Genomic DNA, 20,586 nt, shown 5'->3' on the forward strand with positions numbered 1-20,586 from the left:
TTATTCTGCACTGCGCAGTGAAATTTCTCCGCCGACCCAGGGTTTTATAACCCCATCCTGTTCAAGCAGTAGTGCTCCCTGCGCATCAATACCCCGGGAAATACCTATAATTTCTCTCTCACCGATAATCAGTTTTACCGGACGATTAATAAAATTATCCAGTTTTTCCCAGCGGGAAAGGAACGGAGCAAGCCCCTCTTGTTCAAAGCATTTCAGGGCGGTACGTAATTCAGTAACCAGACGTATGGCAAGCATGTTGCGATCGATGCGAACACCGGCTTCCTGCAGGTTAATCCAGCTCTGGCTAATATCTTCAGCCTGGGCTTTGCGCATCATCAGATTAACTCCAGCACCAACCACGATCTGCGCCGCATCGCCAGTTTTACCGGTTAATTCGACGAGGATGCCCGCCAGTTTACGATCCTGAAGATAGAGATCATTCGGCCATTTAACCCGCACCTGATCGGCACCTAAATCGCGTAAAACTTCCGCCATTACAATACCGATCACCAGACTTAACCCGATTGCCGCTGCTGGCCCTTGATCCAGACGCCAGTACATGGAGATATAGAGATTTGAACCGAACGGAGAGATCCATTTACGGCCACGGCGGCCACGGCCTGCCTGTTGATATTCTGCCACGCAGGCATCACCCGAATGCAGCTCATTAAGGCGATCCAGCAAATACTGATTTGTCGAATCAATCACCGGTAAAACGGCAATATTCCCCTGAGTAATACGTGAACGGATCAACGCTTCGTCCAGAAGCTGGATAGGCTCCGGTAAACTGTAACCCTTACCCGGAACGGTAAAGACTTCGATTCCCCAGTCACGAAGGGTCTGGACATGTTTATTGATTGCTGCGCGGCTCATTCCCAGGCGTTCGCCCAACTGTTCACCCGAATGGAATTCGCCATCTGCCAGAATAGAAATCAGCGTTAACGGAACGGTATTATCCTTCATGCAATCGTCTCCACGGCATTCACCTCACCGGCGCGGCCGATAAAACGCACTTCCGGCTCAAGCCAGACATTAAACTTCTCGCCTACGCGCTGGCGCACAAGGTGAGCGAGCTGCACCACATCATCGCTTGTAGCCGGCCCGGTATTTATCAGCACCAGTGCTTGTAAATGATGGATCGCTGCACCGCCAATAGCGACGCCTTTTAGCTGACATTGATCGATCAGCCAGCCAGCCGCCAGCTTTACGGAACCGTCAGCTTGCGGATAATGCGGAGCGTCAGGAAAGGCAGAGAGTAAGATGGCCGCCTGTTCTGCTGAGATCACCGGGTTTTTAAAGAAACTACCAGCATTCCCATTAACTTTTGGGTCCGGTAATTTGCTGGTACGCATACGACATACAGCGTCAAAAACATCTTTCGGTGTGACCGTCGCGGGATCAAGCCGGGTCAGATCACCGTAGGTCAGTACCGGCCGCCAGTTTTTTGCCAGACGCAAACCGACCGCCGTAATGGCATAACGATTCTGGTACTCATGTTTAAAGATGCTGTCGCGATAGCCGAAACGGCAGGCCTCTGCGGACAAACGCTTAGATTCACCACTGCTGAGTTCTACACAATCGACATAGTTGCAGACGCGCTGTAACTCGATTCCATATGCACCGATATTCTGAATCGGTGAACTCCCCGTGCAACCCGGGATAAGTGCCAGATTCTCAAGACCCGGTATTCCGCGTTCCAGAGTCAGTTGCACCAGGTGATGCCAATTTTCGCCCGCGCCGACGTGTAGATACCATGCATCGGCTTCTTCACGCACCTCAATACCCATAATACGGTTGATAATGACCGTTCCGGAAAAATCTTCCAGAAACAGCACGTTACTGCCTTCACCCAGAATCAGCACGGCCTGCTGGCTCTGTACCGCAGCCTGCCATGCATTGAGCAATTGCTGCGACGTTTCAGCGCAGACAATATGGTGGGCATTCCGATCAATACCAAAGGTATTCCATGGCTTAAGGGAGTGATTCATTAGCGATATCCTGATGCAAAAACACGGCTAAGTTTACCGTATCCAGGTGACGAGCGCTTGTGGTGTTTAAGGCGAGCATAAAGCAAAAAAGCCCCGTGCCGGGGCACGGGGCTTCCTGTCTCTTCCGCCCGGACGCAAAAAGGCCATCCTTCCGGATGGCCTCTTCACTGGTTTGATGCCTGGCAGTTCCCTACTCTCGCATGGGGAGACCCCACACTACCATCGGCGCTACGGCGTTTCACTTCTGAGTTCGGCATGGGGTCAGGTGGGACCACCGCGCTAGTGCCGCCAGGCAAATTCTGTTCACCGCCATGCCTCAGCGGCACACCGGTTTAATCTGTATCTCGCTGAAAAAATTCTCTCTCACGCCAAAACATCTTCGGCGTTGTAAGGTTAAGCCTCACGGTTCATTAGTACCGGTTAGCTCAACGCATCGCTGCGCTTACACACCCGGCCTATCAACGTCGTCGTCTTCAACGTTCCTTCAGGACCCTTTAAGGGTCAGGGAGAACTCATCTCGGGGCAAGTTTCGTGCTTAGATGCTTTCAGCACTTATCTCTTCCGCATTTAGCTACCGGGCAGTGCCATTGGCATGACAACCCGAACACCAGTGATGCGTCCACTCCGGTCCTCTCGTACTAGGAGCAGCCCCCCTCAGTTCTCCAGCGCCCACGGCAGATAGGGACCGAACTGTCTCACGACGTTCTAAACCCAGCTCGCGTACCACTTTAAATGGCGAACAGCCATACCCTTGGGACCTACTTCAGCCCCAGGATGTGATGAGCCGACATCGAGGTGCCAAACACCGCCGTCGATATGAACTCTTGGGCGGTATCAGCCTGTTATCCCCGGAGTACCTTTTATCCGTTGAGCGATGGCCCTTCCATTCAGAACCACCGGATCACTATGACCTGCTTTCGCACCTGCTCGCGCCGTCACGCTCGCAGTCAAGCCAGCTTATGCCATTGCACTAACCTCCTGATGTCCGACCAGGATTAGCTGACCTTCGTGCTCCTCCGTTACGCTTTAGGAGGAGACCGCCCCAGTCAAACTACCCACCAGACACTGTCCGCAACCCGGTTTACGGGTCCACGTTAGAACATCAAACATTAAAGGGTGGTATTTCAAGGTTGGCTCCACGCAGACTGGCGTCCACGCTTCAAAGCCTCCCACCTATCCTACACATCAAGGCTCAATGTTCAGTGTCAAGCTATAGTAAAGGTTCACGGGGTCTTTCCGTCTTGCCGCGGGTACACTGCATCTTCACAGCGAGTTCAATTTCACTGAGTCTCGGGTGGAGACAGCCTGGCCATCATTACGCCATTCGTGCAGGTCGGAACTTACCCGACAAGGAATTTCGCTACCTTAGGACCGTTATAGTTACGGCCGCCGTTTACCGGGGCTTCGATCAAGAGCTTCTCCTTACGGATAACCCCATCAATTAACCTTCCGGCACCGGGCAGGCGTCACACCGTATACGTCCACTTTCGTGTTTGCACAGTGCTGTGTTTTTAATAAACAGTTGCAGCCAGCTGGTATCTTCGACTGATTTCAGCTCCACGAGCAGGTCGCTTCACCTACGCATCAGCGTGCCTTCTCCCGAAGTTACGGCACCATTTTGCCTAGTTCCTTCACCCGAGTTCTCTCAAGCGCCTTGGTATTCTCTACCTGACCACCTGTGTCGGTTTGGGGTACGATTTCGTGTTACCTGGAGCTTAGAGGCTTTTCCTGGAAGCAGGGCATTTGTTGCTTCAGCACCGTGGTGCCTCGTCATCACGCCTCAGTGTTAAAGCACTCCGGATTTGCCTGGAGCACACACCTTCACGCTTAAACCGGGACAACCGTCGCCCGGCCAACATAGCCTTCTCCGTCCCCCCTTCGCAGTAACACCAAGTACAGGAATATTAACCTGTTTCCCATCGACTACGCCTTTCGGCCTCGCCTTAGGGGTCGACTCACCCTGCCCCGATTAACGTTGGACAGGAACCCTTGGTCTTCCGGCGAGCGGGCTTTTCACCCGCTTTATCGTTACTTATGTCAGCATTCGCACTTCTGATACCTCCAGCAACCCTCACAGGCCACCTTCAACGGCTTACAGAACGCTCCCCTACCCAACAACGCATAAGCGTCGCTGCCGCAGCTTCGGTGCATGGTTTAGCCCCGTTACATCTTCCGCGCAGGCCGACTCGACCAGTGAGCTATTACGCTTTCTTTAAATGATGGCTGCTTCTAAGCCAACATCCTGGCTGTCTGGGCCTTCCCACATCGTTTCCCACTTAACCATGACTTTGGGACCTTAGCTGGCGGTCTGGGTTGTTTCCCTCTTCACGACGGACGTTAGCACCCGCCGTGTGTCTCCCGTGATAACATTCTCCGGTATTCGTAGTTTGCATCGGGTTGGTAAGCCGGGATGGCCCCCTAGCCGAAACAGTGCTCTACCCCCGGAGATGAATTCACGAGGCGCTACCTAAATAGCTTTCGGGGAGAACCAGCTATCTCCCGGTTTGATTGGCCTTTCACCCCCAGCCACAGGTCATCCGCTAATTTTTCAACATTAGTCGGTTCGGTCCTCCAGTTAGTGTTACCCAACCTTCAACCTGCCCATGGCTAGATCACCGGGTTTCGGGTCTATACCCTGCAACTTAACGCCCAGTTAAGACTCGGTTTCCCTTCGGCTCCCCTATACGGTTAACCTTGCTACAGAATATAAGTCGCTGACCCATTATACAAAAGGTACGCAGTCACACCCCGAAGGATGCTCCCACTGCTTGTACGTACACGGTTTCAGGTTCTTTTTCACTCCCCTCGCCGGGGTTCTTTTCGCCTTTCCCTCACGGTACTGGTTCACTATCGGTCAGTCAGGAGTATTTAGCCTTGGAGGATGGTCCCCCCATATTCAGACAGGATACCACGTGTCCCGCCCTACTCATCGAGCTCACAGCCTGTGCGTTTTCGTGTACGGGGCTGTCACCCTGTATCGCGCGACTTTCCAGACGCTTCCACTAACACACAAGCTGATTCAGGCTCTGGGCTCCTCCCCGTTCGCTCGCCGCTACTGGGGGAATCTCGGTTGATTTCTTTTCCTCGGGGTACTTAGATGTTTCAGTTCCCCCGGTTCGCTTCACAGCACTATGGATTCATGCTGTGATGATGCACCGTAGTGCACCGGGTTTCCCCATTCGGACATCGCCGGGTCAAGGGTTCATATCACCTCGCCGGCGCTTTTCGCAGATTAGCACGTCCTTCATCGCCTCTGACTGCCAGGGCATCCACCGTGTACGCTTAGTCGCTTAACCTCACAACCCGAAGATGTTTCTTCCGATTCATCATCGCATTGCAAAAATTTGAGAGACTCACGAACAATTCGCATTGTTCAGTGTTTCAATTTTCAGCTTGATCCAGATTTTTAAAGAGCATATATCTCAAACATGACTCGTGAGTCAGTTTTGAGATACATCGGCAGGTGACTTTCACTCACAAACCAGCAAGTGGCGTCCCCTAGGGGATTCGAACCCCTGTTACCGCCGTGAAAGGGCGGTGTCCTGGGCCTCTAGACGAAGGGGACACATAGTCTGCTTCGCAAGACGCCTTGCTTTTTACTTTTCATCAGACAATCTGTGTGAGCACTTCAGGAGATGGTTCTTTAAGGTAAGGAGGTGATCCAACCGCAGGTTCCCCTACGGTTACCTTGTTACGACTTCACCCCAGTCATGAATCACAAAGTGGTAAGCGCCCTCCCGAAGGTTAAGCTACCTACTTCTTTTGCAACCCACTCCCATGGTGTGACGGGCGGTGTGTACAAGGCCCGGGAACGTATTCACCGTGACATTCTGATTCACGATTACTAGCGATTCCGACTTCATGGAGTCGAGTTGCAGACTCCAATCCGGACTACGACGCACTTTATGAGGTCCGCTTGCTCTCGCGAGGTCGCTTCTCTTTGTATGCGCCATTGTAGCACGTGTGTAGCCCTGGTCGTAAGGGCCATGATGACTTGACGTCATCCCCACCTTCCTCCAGTTTATCACTGGCAGTCTCCTTTGAGTTCCCGGCCTAACCGCTGGCAACAAAGGATAAGGGTTGCGCTCGTTGCGGGACTTAACCCAACATTTCACAACACGAGCTGACGACAGCCATGCAGCACCTGTCTCACAGTTCCCGAAGGTACCCCGGCATCTCTGCCAGGTTCTGTGGATGTCAAGACCAGGTAAGGTTCTTCGCGTTGCATCGAATTAAACCACATGCTCCACCGCTTGTGCGGGCCCCCGTCAATTCATTTGAGTTTTAACCTTGCGGCCGTACTCCCCAGGCGGTCGATTTAACGCGTTAGCTCCGGAAGCCACGCCTCAAGGGCACAACCTCCAAATCGACATCGTTTACGGCGTGGACTACCAGGGTATCTAATCCTGTTTGCTCCCCACGCTTTCGCACCTGAGCGTCAGTCTTCGTCCAGGAGGCCGCCTTCGCCACCGGTATTCCTCCAGATCTCTACGCATTTCACCGCTACACCTGGAATTCTACCTCCCTCTACGAGACTCCAGCCTGCCAGTTTCGAATGCAGTTCCCAGGTTGAGCCCGGGGATTTCACATCCGACTTGACAGACCGCCTGCGTGCGCTTTACGCCCAGTAATTCCGATTAACGCTTGCACCCTCCGTATTACCGCGGCTGCTGGCACGGAGTTAGCCGGTGCTTCTTCTGCGGGTAACGTCAATCGGCACGGTTATTAACCGTACCGCCTTCCTCCCCGCTGAAAGTGCTTTACAACCCGAAGGCCTTCTTCACACACGCGGCATGGCTGCATCAGGCTTGCGCCCATTGTGCAATATTCCCCACTGCTGCCTCCCGTAGGAGTCTGGACCGTGTCTCAGTTCCAGTGTGGCTGGTCATCCTCTCAGACCAGCTAGGGATCGTCGCCTAGGTGGGCCATTACCCCGCCTACTAGCTAATCCCATCTGGGCACATCTGATGGCAAGAGGCCCGAAGGTCCCCCTCTTTGGTCTTGCGACGTTATGCGGTATTAGCTACCGTTTCCAGTAGTTATCCCCCTCCATCAGGCAGTTTCCCAGACATTACTCACCCGTCCGCCACTCGTCACCCGAGAGCAAGCTCTCTGTGCTACCGTTCGACTTGCATGTGTTAGGCCTGCCGCCAGCGTTCAATCTGAGCCATGATCAAACTCTTCAATTTAAAGTTTGATGCTCATCGAATTAAACTTCGTAATGAATTACGTGTTCACCCGTGAGACTTGGTATTCATTTTTTGTCCGGAGACATCAAGAATCCAGTCACCTGAGTGCCCACACAGATTGTCTGATAAATTGTTAAAGAGCAATGCCGCTGTGTTTTCGCTGCGGCGCGGGGTGTGCATATTACGCTTTCCCGCCGTGAAGTCAACTGATTATTTTCAGATTTCTTCACCTGACAGGCCGGTGTGTATGCCGTTGTGCCGTGTCAGTGGAGGCGCATTATAGGGAGATAATTCTGGCTGACAAGCATAAAATTCAAAAAAATTATCGTTCGCTCATTTTTCAGGCACAGCGCCCGTTAAACGCCCGCTTTGCTGTTTAACTGAGCTATTTCACGGGCAAAATTCGCCACTTGCTGCCAGTCGGTATAGACAACTTCTTTACGTCTATCCGTTTCGCCGCCCGTCATCTTCATAATCAGTTGGATCATCAGTCGGTCGTACCATCGATAGTGCGGGTAACGCAGCGCACCGGCAAATACGGCGCAGCGATCCGGCTGCCAGGGCGACGACAGCAAAAACTTACGCGTATAGCTGTTCGTTTGCGGCGAGCTTTTCTCCGGTTTGCGCGCAACCAGGTTGACGGAGAAGAAGGCCCCCGGCAGCTTGTTTAATTGTGAGAGGTGCTTTTTCACAAAATTGGCCAACGCCGGATGAAAGTGCCCATAGCGAATGGACGCACCAATGACCACCCGCTCATATTTACTCCAGTCAATCTCTTGTGTGCGGTTCAGGTTAACCACATCCGCACAGACGCCAAGATCGTTAAGCTCTGAAGCCAGATAAGAAGCAATCTCCCGCGTTTGCCCATCCCGGGTCGAGAAAAGAATTAATGTTTTCACGTCACACTCCATTATTCGCGCCAGAAGGTCGGGGTAAACAGTACCAGCAGCGTGAAGACCTCCAGACGACCAAACAGCATATTCGCGATGAGTACCCATTTGGCGACCGGATTCATGCTGGCAAAATTATCCGCTACCACGCCCAGCCCCGGCCCAAGGTTATTGAGCGTCGCAACCACAGAGGCAAATGCTGAAAAATCATCAACCCCCGTGGCGATGATCGCCAGCATGCTGACGATAAAGACCAGCGCATAAGCGGAGAAGAAGCCCCACACCGCTTCAAGAATACGTTCCGGCAATGCACGATTCCCCAACTTAATGCTGTACACCGCATTGGGATGCACCAGTCGTTTCAGTTCGCGGTTGCCCTGCTTAAACAGCAACAGTATGCGGATCACCTTCAGACCACCGCCCGTCGAACCGGCGCAGCCGCCGATAAAAGCGGAACAGAGCAACAATACCGGCAAGAAAAGCGGCCAGCGGGAGATACTGTCGGTCGTAAATCCGGCCGTAGTCGCCATCGAGACCACCTGGAAGAAAGCCTGGTTAATCGTCGTCAATGCCGAGCTGTAGATATTGTGGAACCACAACACCACGGTGCAGATGACCACCAGCGTCAGTTGTACGCCGATAAACATTCTGAATTCTGGATCGCGCCAGTAAACTTTCAGGCTACGCCCGCTCAGCAACGAGAAGTGCAAACCGTAGTTACACCCGGAAATCAGCAGGAAGATAGCAATGATGGTGTTGATAGTGGGGCTGTTGAAATAGCCAATGCTGGCATCATGCGTAGAGAAACCGCCAATCGCGATGGTGGCAAAACTATGCCCAATGGCGTCAAAAGCTGGCATTCCGGCAAACCATAGCGCCAGCGCGCATGCGACCGTAAGCAACACATAAATAAGCCATAGGGTTTTCGCCGTCTCTGCAATACGCGGGCGCATTTTGTTATCTTTCAGCGGCCCCGGCATCTCGGCGCGATAGAGCTGCATCCCACCCACGCCCAGAATTGGCAGGATGGCCACCGCCAGCACGATGATCCCCATCCCGCCGAACCATTGCAGCATCTGACGATAGAAAAGAATCGCGTGCGGCAGTGAATCCAGCCCAACCAGCGTGGTTGCCCCGGTCGTTGTCAGGCCGGAGAAGGATTCAAAAAAAGCATCCGTTACCGTCAGATTCGGGCTTTCGGAAAAGACGAACGGCAATGCCCCCACGCTCCCCAGCACCGTCCAGAACAGCACGACGATCAAAAAACCTTCTCGGGATTTCAACTCCCCTTTCTCGCGGCGGTTCGGCCACCAAAGAATGGAACCAATCACCAGTGCGACGAAGAAGGTTTGCGTGAATGCACGGCCCGCGCCATCACGGTAAATAAGGGCTACCAGTCCAGGTAAGATCATCGTTCCGGAAAAGAGGATGACCAGCAGTCCAACGATTCGGGTTATGGCGCGAAAATGCATCTCTGCCGCTTCCTTAGGTGTTCAGAAAATCAGGTGGGGATTATTCTTCAGTTTTTAACAATTGCAATGTGCCACGACTAAAATCAGCGAGCCTTGCCGAAAATGCGTCCAGTCTGCTGTGAGGAAGCGCCACCCGCAGATACACGGAAGCCTGATACTCGCTCGCAACAATTTTCCCCTCAAATTGCTCAAGCAACGTTTCGACTCCGCTCAACTGTGCGTAATCACACCACAAAGTATATTCGGTTAACGGCATTTTGCGGGTTGTCGCGAGTTGATTAAGCGCCTGCTGGACACCGCCGCCGTAGGCTTTCACCAGCCCGCCGGTTCCCAATAAAATACCGCCGTAATAACGCACTACCACTGCCGTAATTTCGCCGACACCGCTGCCCATCAACTGAGCCAGCATCGGCTTCCCTGCAGTACCCGCCGGTTCGCCATCGTCAGAAAAGCCCAACTGCTGCGAATCATCCGGCGGCCCGGCAACCCACGCCACACAATGGTGGCGGGCGTCCGGGTGCTCTGCACGAACAGTGTCGACAAACGCCTTCGCCGCCTCCACGCCGTCGGTATGCGCCAACAGCGTGATAAAACGGCTCTTTTTGATCTCCTCGCTAAAGGTGACCGGCGCAGCCGGTATCAGCCAGCTCTCCATTACGCCAGCTTCTGATCCCGCGTCATATTTTCAATGCTGTTCTCATGGATAACCACGTTATCTTCGATGCGGATACCGCCAAACGGTTTTAGCGCGTCAATTTTATGCCAGTTGAAGTGTTTGCTGAGCGGCCCCTCGCGCCACGATGAGAGCAGCGATTCAATAAAGTAGATGCCCGGCTCAATGGTCAACACCATACGCGGCTCCATCACACGTGTGCAGCGCAGGTAGGGGTATTTTGACGGTGCCGCCAGATGCGTACCGCTATCGTCCTGCATAAAGCCCGCGACATCATGCACCTGCAGCCCCAACGGATGGCCGATACCGTGCGGCATAAACGGCCCGGTGATGTCCTGCTCAACCATCGCTTCCTCACTGATATCGGTGATGATTTGATGGCGGCGCAGCAGCTTCGCGATACGCTGATGGAACTGAATATGGTATTCAACGTAGTTGACGCCCGCTTTCATGGTGGCGATCAGCGCCAGTTGTTCTTCATTGACGTCTTTCACCAACTGCGCATAATCGGTGTCGCTGTTCGCCGCCCAGGTACGCGTCAGGTCGGCGGCATAACCATTGTATTCCGCGCCAGCATCCAGCAAGAAGCTGCGCATCTCAGCCGGTGCGCGGTGATCAAGTTTGGTGTAATGCAGCACCGATGCATGCTCGTTCAGCGCCACAATATTGCTGTAAGGCACATCGGTATCACGATGGCCGGTCGCGGTCAGATAAGCCAGATTGATGTCGAACTCGCTCATTCCGGACTGAAAGGCTTCATGCGCAGCACGATGGCCCATTACCGCCGTTTTCTGCGCTTCACGCATGCAGGCCAGTTCATAATCGGTTTTGTAGGCGCGGTAGTAATGCAGGTAATCGATCACCCCTTTCGGGTTGATGTTGCTGGCGGCGATGTCGAGGCCCAAAGCACGTTCGGCAACCGGGCCAATATAGGCGATATTGCCGCGCGCCGCAGGCAACTGGCTGCCAATGCCGTCCGCTTTCGGCAGAGCAATCACCTCAACCTCTTCGGTCCAGAAGGAAGTCGGCAGCGGTTCAACGTTGTGCCAGTAATCCACCGGCAGGTAGAACCACAGCTTCGGTTTGTTCACGCCATCCACCAGCAGCCAGCAGTTCGGCACCTGCGTCACCGGCACCCAGGCTTTAAACTGCGGGTTCACTTTAAACGGATAGGGATGGTCATCAAGAAAGACGTTAAATAGCTCGCCAGAGTGAATAAGTAACGCGTCGAGCTTAAAGCGCGCCAGCACATCACGGGTGCGTTCCTGTAACGTAACAATATGATTTTTATAAAGCGCTGCCAGTGAGTCCATCGTTTTTCCTTCTGTTTATTGCGACCTCAAGTCTCCGCATCTTAGCACACCTGTCTGCCACTGGGTGATTTCCACCGAGCGTGATCCGACTAGCAATTTTTTAATCATTTATTTGCAATTTATTAACATAAAAACCACACTCCGCTTCATCTGGTACGACCAGATCATCGCTGGATTCAGGAGACTGACATGCTCTACAAAGGCAATAACCTGTACCTAAACTGGCTGGAAGATGGCATCGCGGAACTGGTATTCGATGCGCCCGGCTCAGTTAACAAGCTTGATACCGCCACCGTCGCCAGCCTTGGCGAAGCGCTGGCCGTACTGGAAAAGCAATCAGATTTAAAAGGGCTGCTGCTGCGTTCAGAGAAAGCGGCCTTTATTGTCGGGGCCGATATCACCGAATTCCTCTCCCTGTTCCTCGTGCCGGAAGAGCAGTTGAGCCAGTGGCTGCACTTTGCCAACAGCGTGTTTAACCGCCTGGAAGATTTGCCCGTCCCAACGATCTCCGCGGTGAATGGCTATGCGCTCGGTGGCGGCTGCGAATGCGTGCTGGCGACAGACTATCGCCTGGCGACGCCGGACCTGCGTATTGGCCTGCCGGAAACCAAACTTGGTATCATGCCAGGCTTTGGCGGTTCAGTACGCATGCCACGCCTGCTGGGTGCAGACAGCGCACTGGAAATCATCGCGGCCGGGAAAGATGTCGATGCCGAACAAGCGCTGAAAATCGGCCTGGTGGATGGCATTGTGAAGCCGGAAAAACTGCGTGAAGGTGCCATTGCCATTCTGCGACAGGCCATTAACGGCGATCTGGACTGGAAAGCAAAACGTCAGCCGAAGCTGGAGCCACTGAAGCTCAGCAAAATTGAAGCTGCCATGAGCTTTACTATTGCCAAAGGCATGGTGATGCAAACAGCCGGGAAGCACTATCCGGCACCGATCACGGCGGTCAAAACCATTGAAGCTGCGGCAAGATTTGGCCGCGACGAAGCGCTGAAGCTGGAAAACCAGAGCTTCGTTCCGCTCGCCCATACCAACGAGGCCCGTGCGCTGGTCGGGATTTTCCTGAACGACCAATATGTAAAAGGTCAGGCGAAGAAACTGACCAAAAATGTCGAAACGCCCAAACAAGCTGCGGTACTTGGCGCAGGCATTATGGGCGGCGGCATTGCTTACCAGTCAGCCTGGAAAGGCGTACCGGTATTAATGAAGGATATCAACGAGAAATCCCTTGCACTCGGCATTAATGAAGCAGGCAAGCTGCTGAACAAACAGCTCGAGCGCGGCAAAATCGATGGTCTAAAACTGGCCAGCGTGATTGCGACCATTCAGCCAACACTGGAGTATGCCGGTTTTGAACGCGCCGACGTGGTGGTCGAAGCGGTCGTGGAAAACCCGAAAGTGAAAAAAGCGGTGCTGGCGGAAACAGAGGACAAAGTCCGTCCGGATACCGTACTGGCATCAAATACCTCCACCATTCCCATCAGTGAACTCGCCAGCGTGCTGAAACGCCCGGAAAATTTCTGCGGCATGCACTTCTTCAACCCGGTACACCGTATGCCGCTGGTTGAAGTGATTCGCGGAGAGAAAACGTCCGATGAAACCATCGCCAAAGTAGTGGCCTGGGCGAGCAAAATGGGCAAAACGCCGATCGTGGTCAATGACTGCCCAGGTTTCTTCGTCAACCGCGTACTGTTCCCTTACTTTGCCGGGTTTAGCCAGTTGCTGCGCGACGGCGCGGATTTCCGCAAAGTCGACAAAGTGATGGAGAAGCAGTTCGGCTGGCCGATGGGCCCGGCGTATCTGCTGGATGTTGTGGGTATTGATACCGCACATCACGCCCAGGCGGTGATGGCGACCGGTTTCCCGCAGCGCATGCAGAAAGATTATCGCGATGCCATCGATGCGCTGTTTGACGCACACCGTTTCGGGCAGAAAAACGGGCTCGGTTTCTGGCGCTATAAAGAAGACAGCAAAGGCAAACCGAAGAAAGAAGAAGACAGCGCCGTTGACAGCATGCTGGCCGAAATCAGCAAAGGCAAACAGGATTTCAGCGATGAAGAGATTATCGCCCGCATGATGATCCCAATGGTCAATGAAGTGGTGCGTTGTCTGGAAGAAGGGATTATCGCCAGCCCTGCCGAAGCGGATATGGCGCTGGTATATGGTCTTGGCTTCCCGCCGTTCCACGGCGGCGCATTCCGCTGGCTGGATACGCTTGGCAGCGCAAAATACCTCGATATGGCACAGCACTATCAGCATCTCGGGCCGCTGTATGAAGTACCGGCCGGGCTGCGCGAAAAAGCGCGCCGCAACGAGCCTTATTACCCTGCGGTAGAACCTGCGCGCCCAGTGGGCGAGTTAAAAACGGCTTAAGGAGTCACAATGGAACAGGTTGTCATTGTCGATGCAATTCGCACACCGATGGGCCGTTCAAAAGGCGGCGCTTTCCGCAACGTGCGCGCGGAGGACCTCTCCGCCCATCTGATGCGTAGCCTGCTGGCACGTAACCCGGCGCTGGAAGCCAGCGCCATCGACGATATTTACTGGGGCTGCGTACAGCAGACGCTGGAGCAGGGTTTCAACATTGCCCGCAACGCCGCGCTGCTAGCGGAGATCCCTCATTCCGTCCCCGCCGTCACCGTCAACCGGCTGTGCGGCTCATCTATGCAGGCGCTGCATGATGCGGCGCGGATGATCATGACCGGCGATGCGCAAGTTTGTCTGGTGGGCGGCGTTGAGCATATGGGCCACGTGCCGATGAGCCACGGCGTCGATTTCCATCCTGGCATGAGCCGCAACGTCGCAAAAGCGGCGGGGATGATGGGGCTGACCGCCGAAATGCTGTCGCGCATGCACGGCATCAGCCGTGAAATGCAGGATGCATTCGGTGCACGCTCCCACGCCCGAGCCTGGCAGGCCACGCAATCGGGCGCGTTCAAAAACGAGATCATTCCCACCGGCGGCCACGATGCCGATGGTGTATTGAAGCAGTTTAACTATGACGAAGTGATCCGACCGGAAACCACCGTCGAAGCGCTGTCCACGCTGCGACCAGCTTTCGATCCGGTTAGCGGCACGGTTACCGCCGGAACATCATCCGCTCTGTCGGATGGCGCCTCCGCGATGCTGATCATGAGCGCCAGCCGCGCCCGCGAATTGGGCCTGACGCCGCGCGCACGCATCCGTTCAATGGCGGTAGTCGGCTGCGATCCGTCAATCATGGGTTACGGCCCGGTTCCGGCCTCGCAGCTGGCGCTGAAAAAAGCCGGACTGACCGCCAGCGATATCGATCTGTTTGAGATGAATGAAGCCTTTGCCGCACAGATCCTGCCGTGCATAAAAGATCTGGGGCTGATGGAGCAGATCGACGAGAAGATCAACCTGAACGGCGGTGCAATCGCTCTCGGCCATCCGCTGGGGTGTTCAGGTACACGTATTAGCACCACGCTGCTGAACCTGATGGAACGCAAAGATGCCCAGCTTGGCCTGGCGACGATGTGTATTGGTTTAGGTCAGGGGATCGCTACGGTGTTTGAACGCGTATAACGCTTTAAACGAATCTGTCTCAAAACCAAGCGTTCCAGAGCAAAGCGGCAACTGAGTGATTCCCCGGAAGCATAGATACACTATGTGACCGGGGTGAATAAAGGCAGCCAACGCAGCGACGGGACGCATGGCGAAGAGAGAATGTAGTTGCCGTTTTTCCCGCCTGTCAGGGGCGGGTTTTTTGATCAAATGAAAGCAAACGCATCGCCAAACAGGCGATCTTCACGCGCGCCGCGCTCATTGCAGAACAGGTCACGGGCAATCTTCGCCATCTCGAAACGACCTGCGATATAGATATCGTGTTCGGAGAGCGAACCAAAATCCTGCATCACCGCTGCCAGCACCGTGCCGGAGCGACCGCGCCAGCCCTCTTCCGGCTGCTCAACCACCGGTACCACACGCAGATTCGGGTGATCCACCGACAGGGCTTCCAGCTCGGCCAAATCGTACAGATGCTTCTCCTCACGCCCGCCCCAGTAAATACTCACTTCACGGTTCGGGTTTTGCGCGAGAGTGGTCAGCAGAATCGAGCGCGCATAAGAGAAGCCAGTACCGCCCGCGATCAGCACCATCGGGCGCTCCTCGTCATCACGCAGCCAGGCATCGCCATGCGGAATGTCGATAACAATTTCGCGGTCTTTCAGAATGCGGTCCATCACCGCCATGGCATAGAGATTCAGCTCTGACGCGCCAATATGCAGTTCAATATAATCATGCTGATCCGGCGTGGATGCCATTGAGAAAGGACGCTTGTCTCGCTCATCCATTACCACCATCAGATACTGACCAGCGCGAAACGAAAAAGCCGCCTCCGGCACTAAACGGACACGATATACGGTATCAGTGATGGCATCTACCGAGGTCACTTTACAGCTTAAGGTTGTCATGCGCTCTCTCTGTCGGGTCTATTTTCGTCATTCAATATGGCCAGTTCGTCCCAGATGGCGTCAATTCTCGCCGTCACCTGAGGATCTTTTTTGATTGGGCGTCCCCATTCACGCTGGGTTTCCCCCGGCCATTTATTGGTGGCATCCAGCCCCATTTTTGAGCCAAGACCGGAAACCGGCGAGGCAAAGTCCAGGTAATCAATCGGCGTGTTTTCCACCAGAACCGTATCCCGCGCGGGATCCATCCGGGTGGTGATCGCCCAAATCACATCATTCCAGTCGCGCGCGTTCACATCGTCATCGCACACGATCACAAACTTGGTGTACATAAACTGGCGCAGGAAAGACCAGACGCCCATCATGACGCGTTTTGCATGGCCCGCGTACTGTTTCTTCATTGTCACGACGGCCAGGCGATAGGAGCAACCTTCCGGCGGCAGATAGAAATCGACAATTTCCGGAAACTGCTTTTGCAGGATCGGCACGAACACTTCGTTTAACGCCACCCCCAGCACCGCCGGCTCATCGGGCGGACGACCGGTATAGGTGGAGTGATAAATCGCGTCTTCACGCCGGGTAATGTGCGTTACCGTAAACACCGGGAAGTTATCAACTTCATTATAGTAACCTGTATGGTCGCCATACGGCCCTTCAGGGGCCATTTCACCCGGCTCGATGTAGCCTTCCAGTACAATTTCCGCGCTGGCAGGCACTTCAAGATCGTTGGAAACGCACTTCACCACTTCAGTTTTTGTACCGCGCAATAGCCCGGCAAAAGCGTATTCAGAGAGCGTGTCCGGCACCGGCGTTACCGCGCCAAGAATGGTCGCTGGATCGGCGCCCAGCGCAACCGCCACCGGGAAACGTTCGCCGGGATGCGCAGCCTGCCACTCCTGGAAGTCCAACGCACCGCCACGGTGGGAGAGCCAGCGCATGATCAGCTTATTTTTACCGATCCGCTGCTGACGATAGATCCCCAGGTTCTGCCGCTCTTTGTGCGGTCCACGAGTCACCGTCAGCCCCCAGGTAATCAGCGGCGCGGCATCGTCCGGCCAGCACTGCATGATGGGAATGGTGGTCAGATCAACTTCATCGCCCTGCAGCACTTTTTGCTGACAGGGCGCGCCACGCAGACGTTTCGTCGGCATATTCAGTACTTGCTTAAACTGCGGCAGCTTATCGAAGAGATCGCGGAAACCTTTTGGCGGCTCAGGCTCTTTCAGGAACGCCAGCAGTTTACCCACTTCACGCAGCGCGCTGACATCCTCCCGCCCCATACCTAACGCGACGCGACGCGGCGTACCGAACAGATTACACAGCACCGGCATCGTATAACCTTTCGGATTCTCAAACAGCAACGCCGGGCCACCGGCACGCAGAGTGCGATCGGCTATTTCGGTCATTTCCAGATAAGGGTCAACCGGCAGCGTGATGCGCTTCAGTTCCCCTTGCTGCTCAAGCAATGTCAAAAAGTCGCGTAGGTCGTTGTATTTCATGCGGTGTATTATCGCCTCCAGATAAGCGCTTTATTATACGGTGTTCAATCTGAGGTTGCTGTATTTTTGTTAAATCGACGTGAAATTCAGCAGCGCCTGGCGTGAGCGTTATAATGAACTTAGCCATCGTGCTGCGGTTTTGATATTCTTTCGCCCGAACTTACGGAAAAGAGTCATTATGCAATCCTGGTATCTACTTTACTGCAAACGAGGCCAGCTCCAGCGCGCCCAGGAACATCTCGAACGCCAGGCGGTCAGTTGCCTGACGCCAATGATCGCCCTGGAAAAAATCGTACGCGGCAAACGCACAATCGTGAATGAACCGCTTTTTCCCAACTATTTGTTTGTAGAGTTTGATCCCGAGGTGATTCACACCACCACCATTAACGCCACGCGCGGCGTCAGCCACTTCGTGCGTTTTGGTATGCACCCGGCTCGCGTTCCCCCCTCGGTTATCCATCAGCTTTCGATCTATCAGCCGGAAGGCGTGACCGATCCCGAAACGCCCTTTCCAGGCGATGATGTGGTAATTACCGAAGGCGCACTTGAAGGGTTGCAGGCCATCTTTAAGGAGCCTGACGGCGAAACACGCTCGATGTTGCTGCTGCATATGCTGAATAAGCAGGTACTGCAAAGCGTCAAAAATACCGATTTCCGTAAGGCCTGAAGCGGCGTTAAAACGCGATGCCAAACAGACGCTGCACGTTTTTATCCGTCACCGTATCCAGCCACTGAACCTCTTCGCCACGCAGCGAGGCGACCGTGGCAAGAATATGTCCCAATAACGCCGGTTCATTACGCCGCGATGCGGGCTTCGGCACCAGATCGCGCGGCAGCAGGTAAGGCGCATCCGTTTCGATAAGCAGCCGCTCGGCTGGAATCAGTGGCACCACTTCGCGTAATTCCTGCCCACGACGTTCATCACACACCCAACCGGTAATCCCAAGATACATACCGCGATCGAGGCAATCTCTGGCCTCCTGCGCTGAGCCGGTAAAGCAATGCAACACGGCGCCTGGCAGCTTATTCAGCCACGGATCTAACAAAGCCAGAAAGCGCTCATGCGCATCGCGACAGTGCAGAAAAACAGGCATATTCAGTTCAGCGGCCAGCGCCAACTGGGCGCTAAAGGCGTATTCCTGTTCACGCGGCGTGGAGAAATTGCGATTGAAATCCAGCCCGCACTCTCCCACTGCCACCACTTCCGGCAATGATGCCAGAGCACGGATTGCCTGTGCGGTTTCCGCCGTCCAGCCGCTGCTGTCGTGAGGATGCACGCCCGCTGTTGACCAGCAGTGATGGTAGCGCTGTGCCTGTTGTTGTGCCTGCTGACTCTCATGCAGATTGGTACCGGTTATCAACATACCCTTGACGCCCGCCGCTTGCGCACGCGCGACCACCTCGCGCTGATCTCTGGAAAACTGCGAACTGGTCAGATTGACGCCGATATCAAACATGTTCTTCCCCATACAAAAACCGCCCTGACGGGCGGTTAGTTACTCTTCACTGGTTTCTGTGTCGTTCTCATCATCGCTAATACGGCGCTTGCCGACATAGAAGCGGGCGAAGAAGACGCCAATTTCAAACAGGCAGTACATCGGTATCGCCAGCAGCGTTTGCGAGAAGACATCCGGCGGCGTCAGAAGCATGCCAACGACAAATGCACCTACCAGCACATAAGGACGCTTTTGTCGCAGATCGGCAGGCGTGGTTACCCCCATCCAGCACAGCAGCACAATGGCTACCGGCACTTCAAACGAGACGCCAAAAGCCATAAACAGCGCCATGACGAAGCTGAGATAGCTGGCGATATCAGTAGAAACCTGCACCCCTTCCGGCGCGGTATGCGTCAGGAAGCCAAACGCCAGCGGAAACACCACAAAGTAGGCGAATGCCATGCCGATATAGAACAACAACGAGCTGGAGATCAGCAACGGCACGACCAGGCGGCGCTCATGCTTATACAACGCCGGAGCAACAAATGCCCATACCTGATACAGAACGACCGGCGCCGAGAGGATCAGCGACACCATAAAGGTCAGCTTGATCGGAGTAAAAAACGGTGAGGCAACATCCGTGGCGATCATTGTCGCCCCGACCGGCATCTGTTTGATGAGCGGCGCGGAAACGAGCTGATAAATATCATTCGCGAAGTAAACCAGCGCGAGGAAAATCACCATTACGGCGATAATGCAGTTCAGCAGACGCTTACGCAGCTCAATAAGATGTGCAATAAGCGGTTGGGTATCGTCTACAGCCATGTTCAGGATTTTTCACTTGAAGAAGGTGAGGAGTCGGAAACCGGAGCCGTGTCTTTTACCGCGGGGTTTACCGTCGGCGATTTTTTCTCTTCATCGGCTTCGGGAGCTTGCTGCGGCGCGCTGGCCTGATGCTCAGCGGTAGACGGCGTAACGCCTTCGCGCTGCGCTTCGCTCTCTTTCACCACCGGGTTATGGATGGTATTTGCTTCATCGCTCGCTTTTTCCGCATCGTGAACGCTGTATGAGCGCTTCATCGATTCCGCCGCCTGGCGCAGTTCGTCCATTGACTCTTTTAATTCCGGCGTCAGGTTTTCCAGACTCGCTTTCTCAACCTTTTTCAGGCTTTCCTGGAACTCCTGAAGCTTCAGCTCCTGCGTCAATTCATTCTGCACCGTTGTCGCCAGCGAGCGTAATGCGCGGACCCAGCCCACAATAGTACGCACTGCCACAGGCAGACGCTGCGGCCCCAGCACAACGAGGCCGATGATAAAAACGAGTAACAGTTCGCCAAAACCTATATCGAACACGAATTACACCTGCTCTTTGTCGTGACGTTTTTCGTCTTTTTTAGCGTCGTTGGATTTTGCATCGTCAGAGAGGGATTTCGCGGTGAAATCTGCATCTTGTGCCGATTTATCCTGCTTTTCCTCTTTATCATCATCGCTGATGGCTTTTTTAAAGCCTTTGATGGAAGCCCCAAGATCGGAACCAATCGAACCGAGTTTTTTCGTTCCGAACAGCAGCACGACGATAACGACAATAATCAACAACTGCCAAATGCTGATACCACCCATACATAATCCTCTGTAACAGATGATGTTAAAAACAGGCCTCAGTATACACATTATCCATTACGCTGCCTCTT

15 protein-coding genes, 1 tRNA gene and 3 rRNA genes are annotated in these 20,586 nt (G+C 54.2%); 3 read left to right on the top strand and 16 right to left on the bottom strand.

All coding sequences use genetic code 11. The features are described from left to right. The 10 genes from birA to pepQ form a co-directional block, all read right to left on the bottom strand. A complete protein-coding gene (gene birA, locus Y71_RS26555; RefSeq protein WP_035890516.1) occupies positions 1–963 on the bottom strand; it encodes a bifunctional biotin--[acetyl-CoA-carboxylase] ligase/biotin operon repressor BirA in 963 nt (320 codons plus the stop codon). Then, positions 960–1,988 (bottom strand): UDP-N-acetylmuramate dehydrogenase, encoded by a 1,029-nt coding sequence (gene murB / locus Y71_RS26560; protein WP_081120889.1) that lies wholly within the window; start codon positions 1,986–1,988, stop codon positions 960–962. The genes birA and murB overlap by 4 nt, the downstream gene beginning before the upstream one ends. A gap of 177 nt (positions 1,989–2,165) precedes the next feature. Then, positions 2,166–2,281, bottom strand: a 5S ribosomal RNA gene (rrf, locus tag Y71_RS26565). 96 nt (positions 2,282–2,377) lie between these two features. Further along, positions 2,378–5,284: ribosomal RNA gene (locus tag Y71_RS26570) — 23S ribosomal RNA — on the bottom strand. A gap of 193 nt (positions 5,285–5,477) precedes the next feature. Beyond that, a tRNA-Glu gene (locus Y71_RS26575) sits at positions 5,478–5,553 on the bottom strand. A gap of 84 nt (positions 5,554–5,637) precedes the next feature. After that, a 16S ribosomal RNA gene (locus Y71_RS26580) occupies positions 5,638–7,177 on the bottom strand. The 16S, 23S and 5S rRNA genes sit together here with 1 tRNA gene alongside, the layout of an rRNA operon. Positions 7,178–7,533: 356 nt before the next feature. Beyond that, positions 7,534–8,076, bottom strand: coding sequence for a menaquinone-dependent protoporphyrinogen IX dehydrogenase (gene hemG / locus Y71_RS26585; RefSeq protein ID WP_007369124.1), 543 nt, complete (start codon positions 8,074–8,076; stop codon positions 7,534–7,536). An 11-nt stretch (positions 8,077–8,087) separates the two neighbouring features. Further along, the gene (gene trkH / locus Y71_RS26590; protein ID WP_007369125.1) at positions 8,088–9,539 is read right to left on the bottom strand and encodes a Trk system potassium transporter TrkH; all 1,452 of its coding nucleotides are present in this window, start codon (positions 9,537–9,539) and stop codon (positions 8,088–8,090) included. 40 nt (positions 9,540–9,579) lie between these two features. Further along, a complete protein-coding gene (locus Y71_RS26595; RefSeq protein WP_007369126.1) occupies positions 9,580–10,194 on the bottom strand; it encodes an IMPACT family protein in 615 nt (204 codons plus the stop codon). Further along, positions 10,194–11,525: a Xaa-Pro dipeptidase gene (gene pepQ, locus Y71_RS26600; RefSeq protein WP_007369127.1), complete on the bottom strand. Its 1,332-nt coding sequence runs from the start codon at positions 11,523–11,525 to the stop codon at positions 10,194–10,196. The genes Y71_RS26595 and pepQ overlap by 1 nt, the downstream gene beginning before the upstream one ends. 189 nt (positions 11,526–11,714) lie before the next feature. Between pepQ and fadB the strand changes: the two genes are divergently transcribed. Both fadB and fadA read left to right on the top strand, forming a co-directional pair. Then, complete coding sequence (fadB, locus tag Y71_RS26605) at positions 11,715–13,904, top strand: fatty acid oxidation complex subunit alpha FadB (protein ID WP_007369128.1); 2,190 nt, start codon at positions 11,715–11,717, stop codon at positions 13,902–13,904. Between the two features lie 9 nt (positions 13,905–13,913). Beyond that, positions 13,914–15,077 (top strand): acetyl-CoA C-acyltransferase FadA, encoded by a 1,164-nt coding sequence (gene fadA, locus Y71_RS26610; protein WP_007369129.1) that lies wholly within the window; start codon positions 13,914–13,916, stop codon positions 15,075–15,077. A gap of 185 nt (positions 15,078–15,262) precedes the next feature. Here fadA and fre read toward each other — a convergent pair whose 3' ends face one another. After that, entirely contained in the window at positions 15,263–15,964 is a 702-nt protein-coding gene (gene fre, locus Y71_RS26615; protein WP_035941924.1) for an NAD(P)H-flavin reductase, read from the bottom strand. Then, complete coding sequence (gene ubiD, locus Y71_RS26620; protein ID WP_007369131.1) at positions 15,961–17,460, bottom strand: 4-hydroxy-3-polyprenylbenzoate decarboxylase; 1,500 nt, start codon at positions 17,458–17,460, stop codon at positions 15,961–15,963. The genes fre and ubiD overlap by 4 nt, the downstream gene beginning before the upstream one ends. Positions 17,461–17,638: 178 nt before the next feature. On the opposite strand from ubiD, the gene rfaH reads away from it, so the two are divergent. Beyond that, on the top strand, positions 17,639–18,127 hold the full coding sequence (gene rfaH, locus Y71_RS26625) for a transcription/translation regulatory transformer protein RfaH (RefSeq protein ID WP_007369132.1): 489 nt from the start codon (positions 17,639–17,641) through the stop codon (positions 18,125–18,127). Positions 18,128–18,134: 7 nt separating this feature from the next. Here the strand turns inward: rfaH and tatD are convergent, their stop codons facing one another. The 4 genes from tatD to tatA are packed head-to-tail and all read right to left on the bottom strand — an operon-like array spanning position 18,135 to position 20,515. Next, positions 18,135–18,917, bottom strand: coding sequence for a 3'-5' ssDNA/RNA exonuclease TatD (gene tatD / locus Y71_RS26630; RefSeq protein ID WP_007369133.1), 783 nt, complete (start codon positions 18,915–18,917; stop codon positions 18,135–18,137). A 39-nt stretch (positions 18,918–18,956) separates the two neighbouring features. After that, complete coding sequence (tatC, locus tag Y71_RS26635) at positions 18,957–19,721, bottom strand: Sec-independent protein translocase subunit TatC (protein ID WP_007369134.1); 765 nt, start codon at positions 19,719–19,721, stop codon at positions 18,957–18,959. 2 nt (positions 19,722–19,723) lie between these two features. Beyond that, entirely contained in the window at positions 19,724–20,248 is a 525-nt protein-coding gene (gene tatB, locus Y71_RS26640; RefSeq protein WP_007369135.1) for a Sec-independent protein translocase protein TatB, read from the bottom strand. 3 nt (positions 20,249–20,251) lie between these two features. After that, positions 20,252–20,515: a Sec-independent protein translocase subunit TatA gene (gene tatA, locus Y71_RS26645; RefSeq protein ID WP_007369136.1), complete on the bottom strand. Its 264-nt coding sequence runs from the start codon at positions 20,513–20,515 to the stop codon at positions 20,252–20,254. Between the last annotated feature and the right edge of the window lie 71 nt (positions 20,516–20,586).

The organism is Kosakonia radicincitans DSM 16656 (assembly GCF_000280495.2).
GTDB lineage: Bacteria > Pseudomonadota > Gammaproteobacteria > Enterobacterales > Enterobacteriaceae > Kosakonia > Kosakonia radicincitans.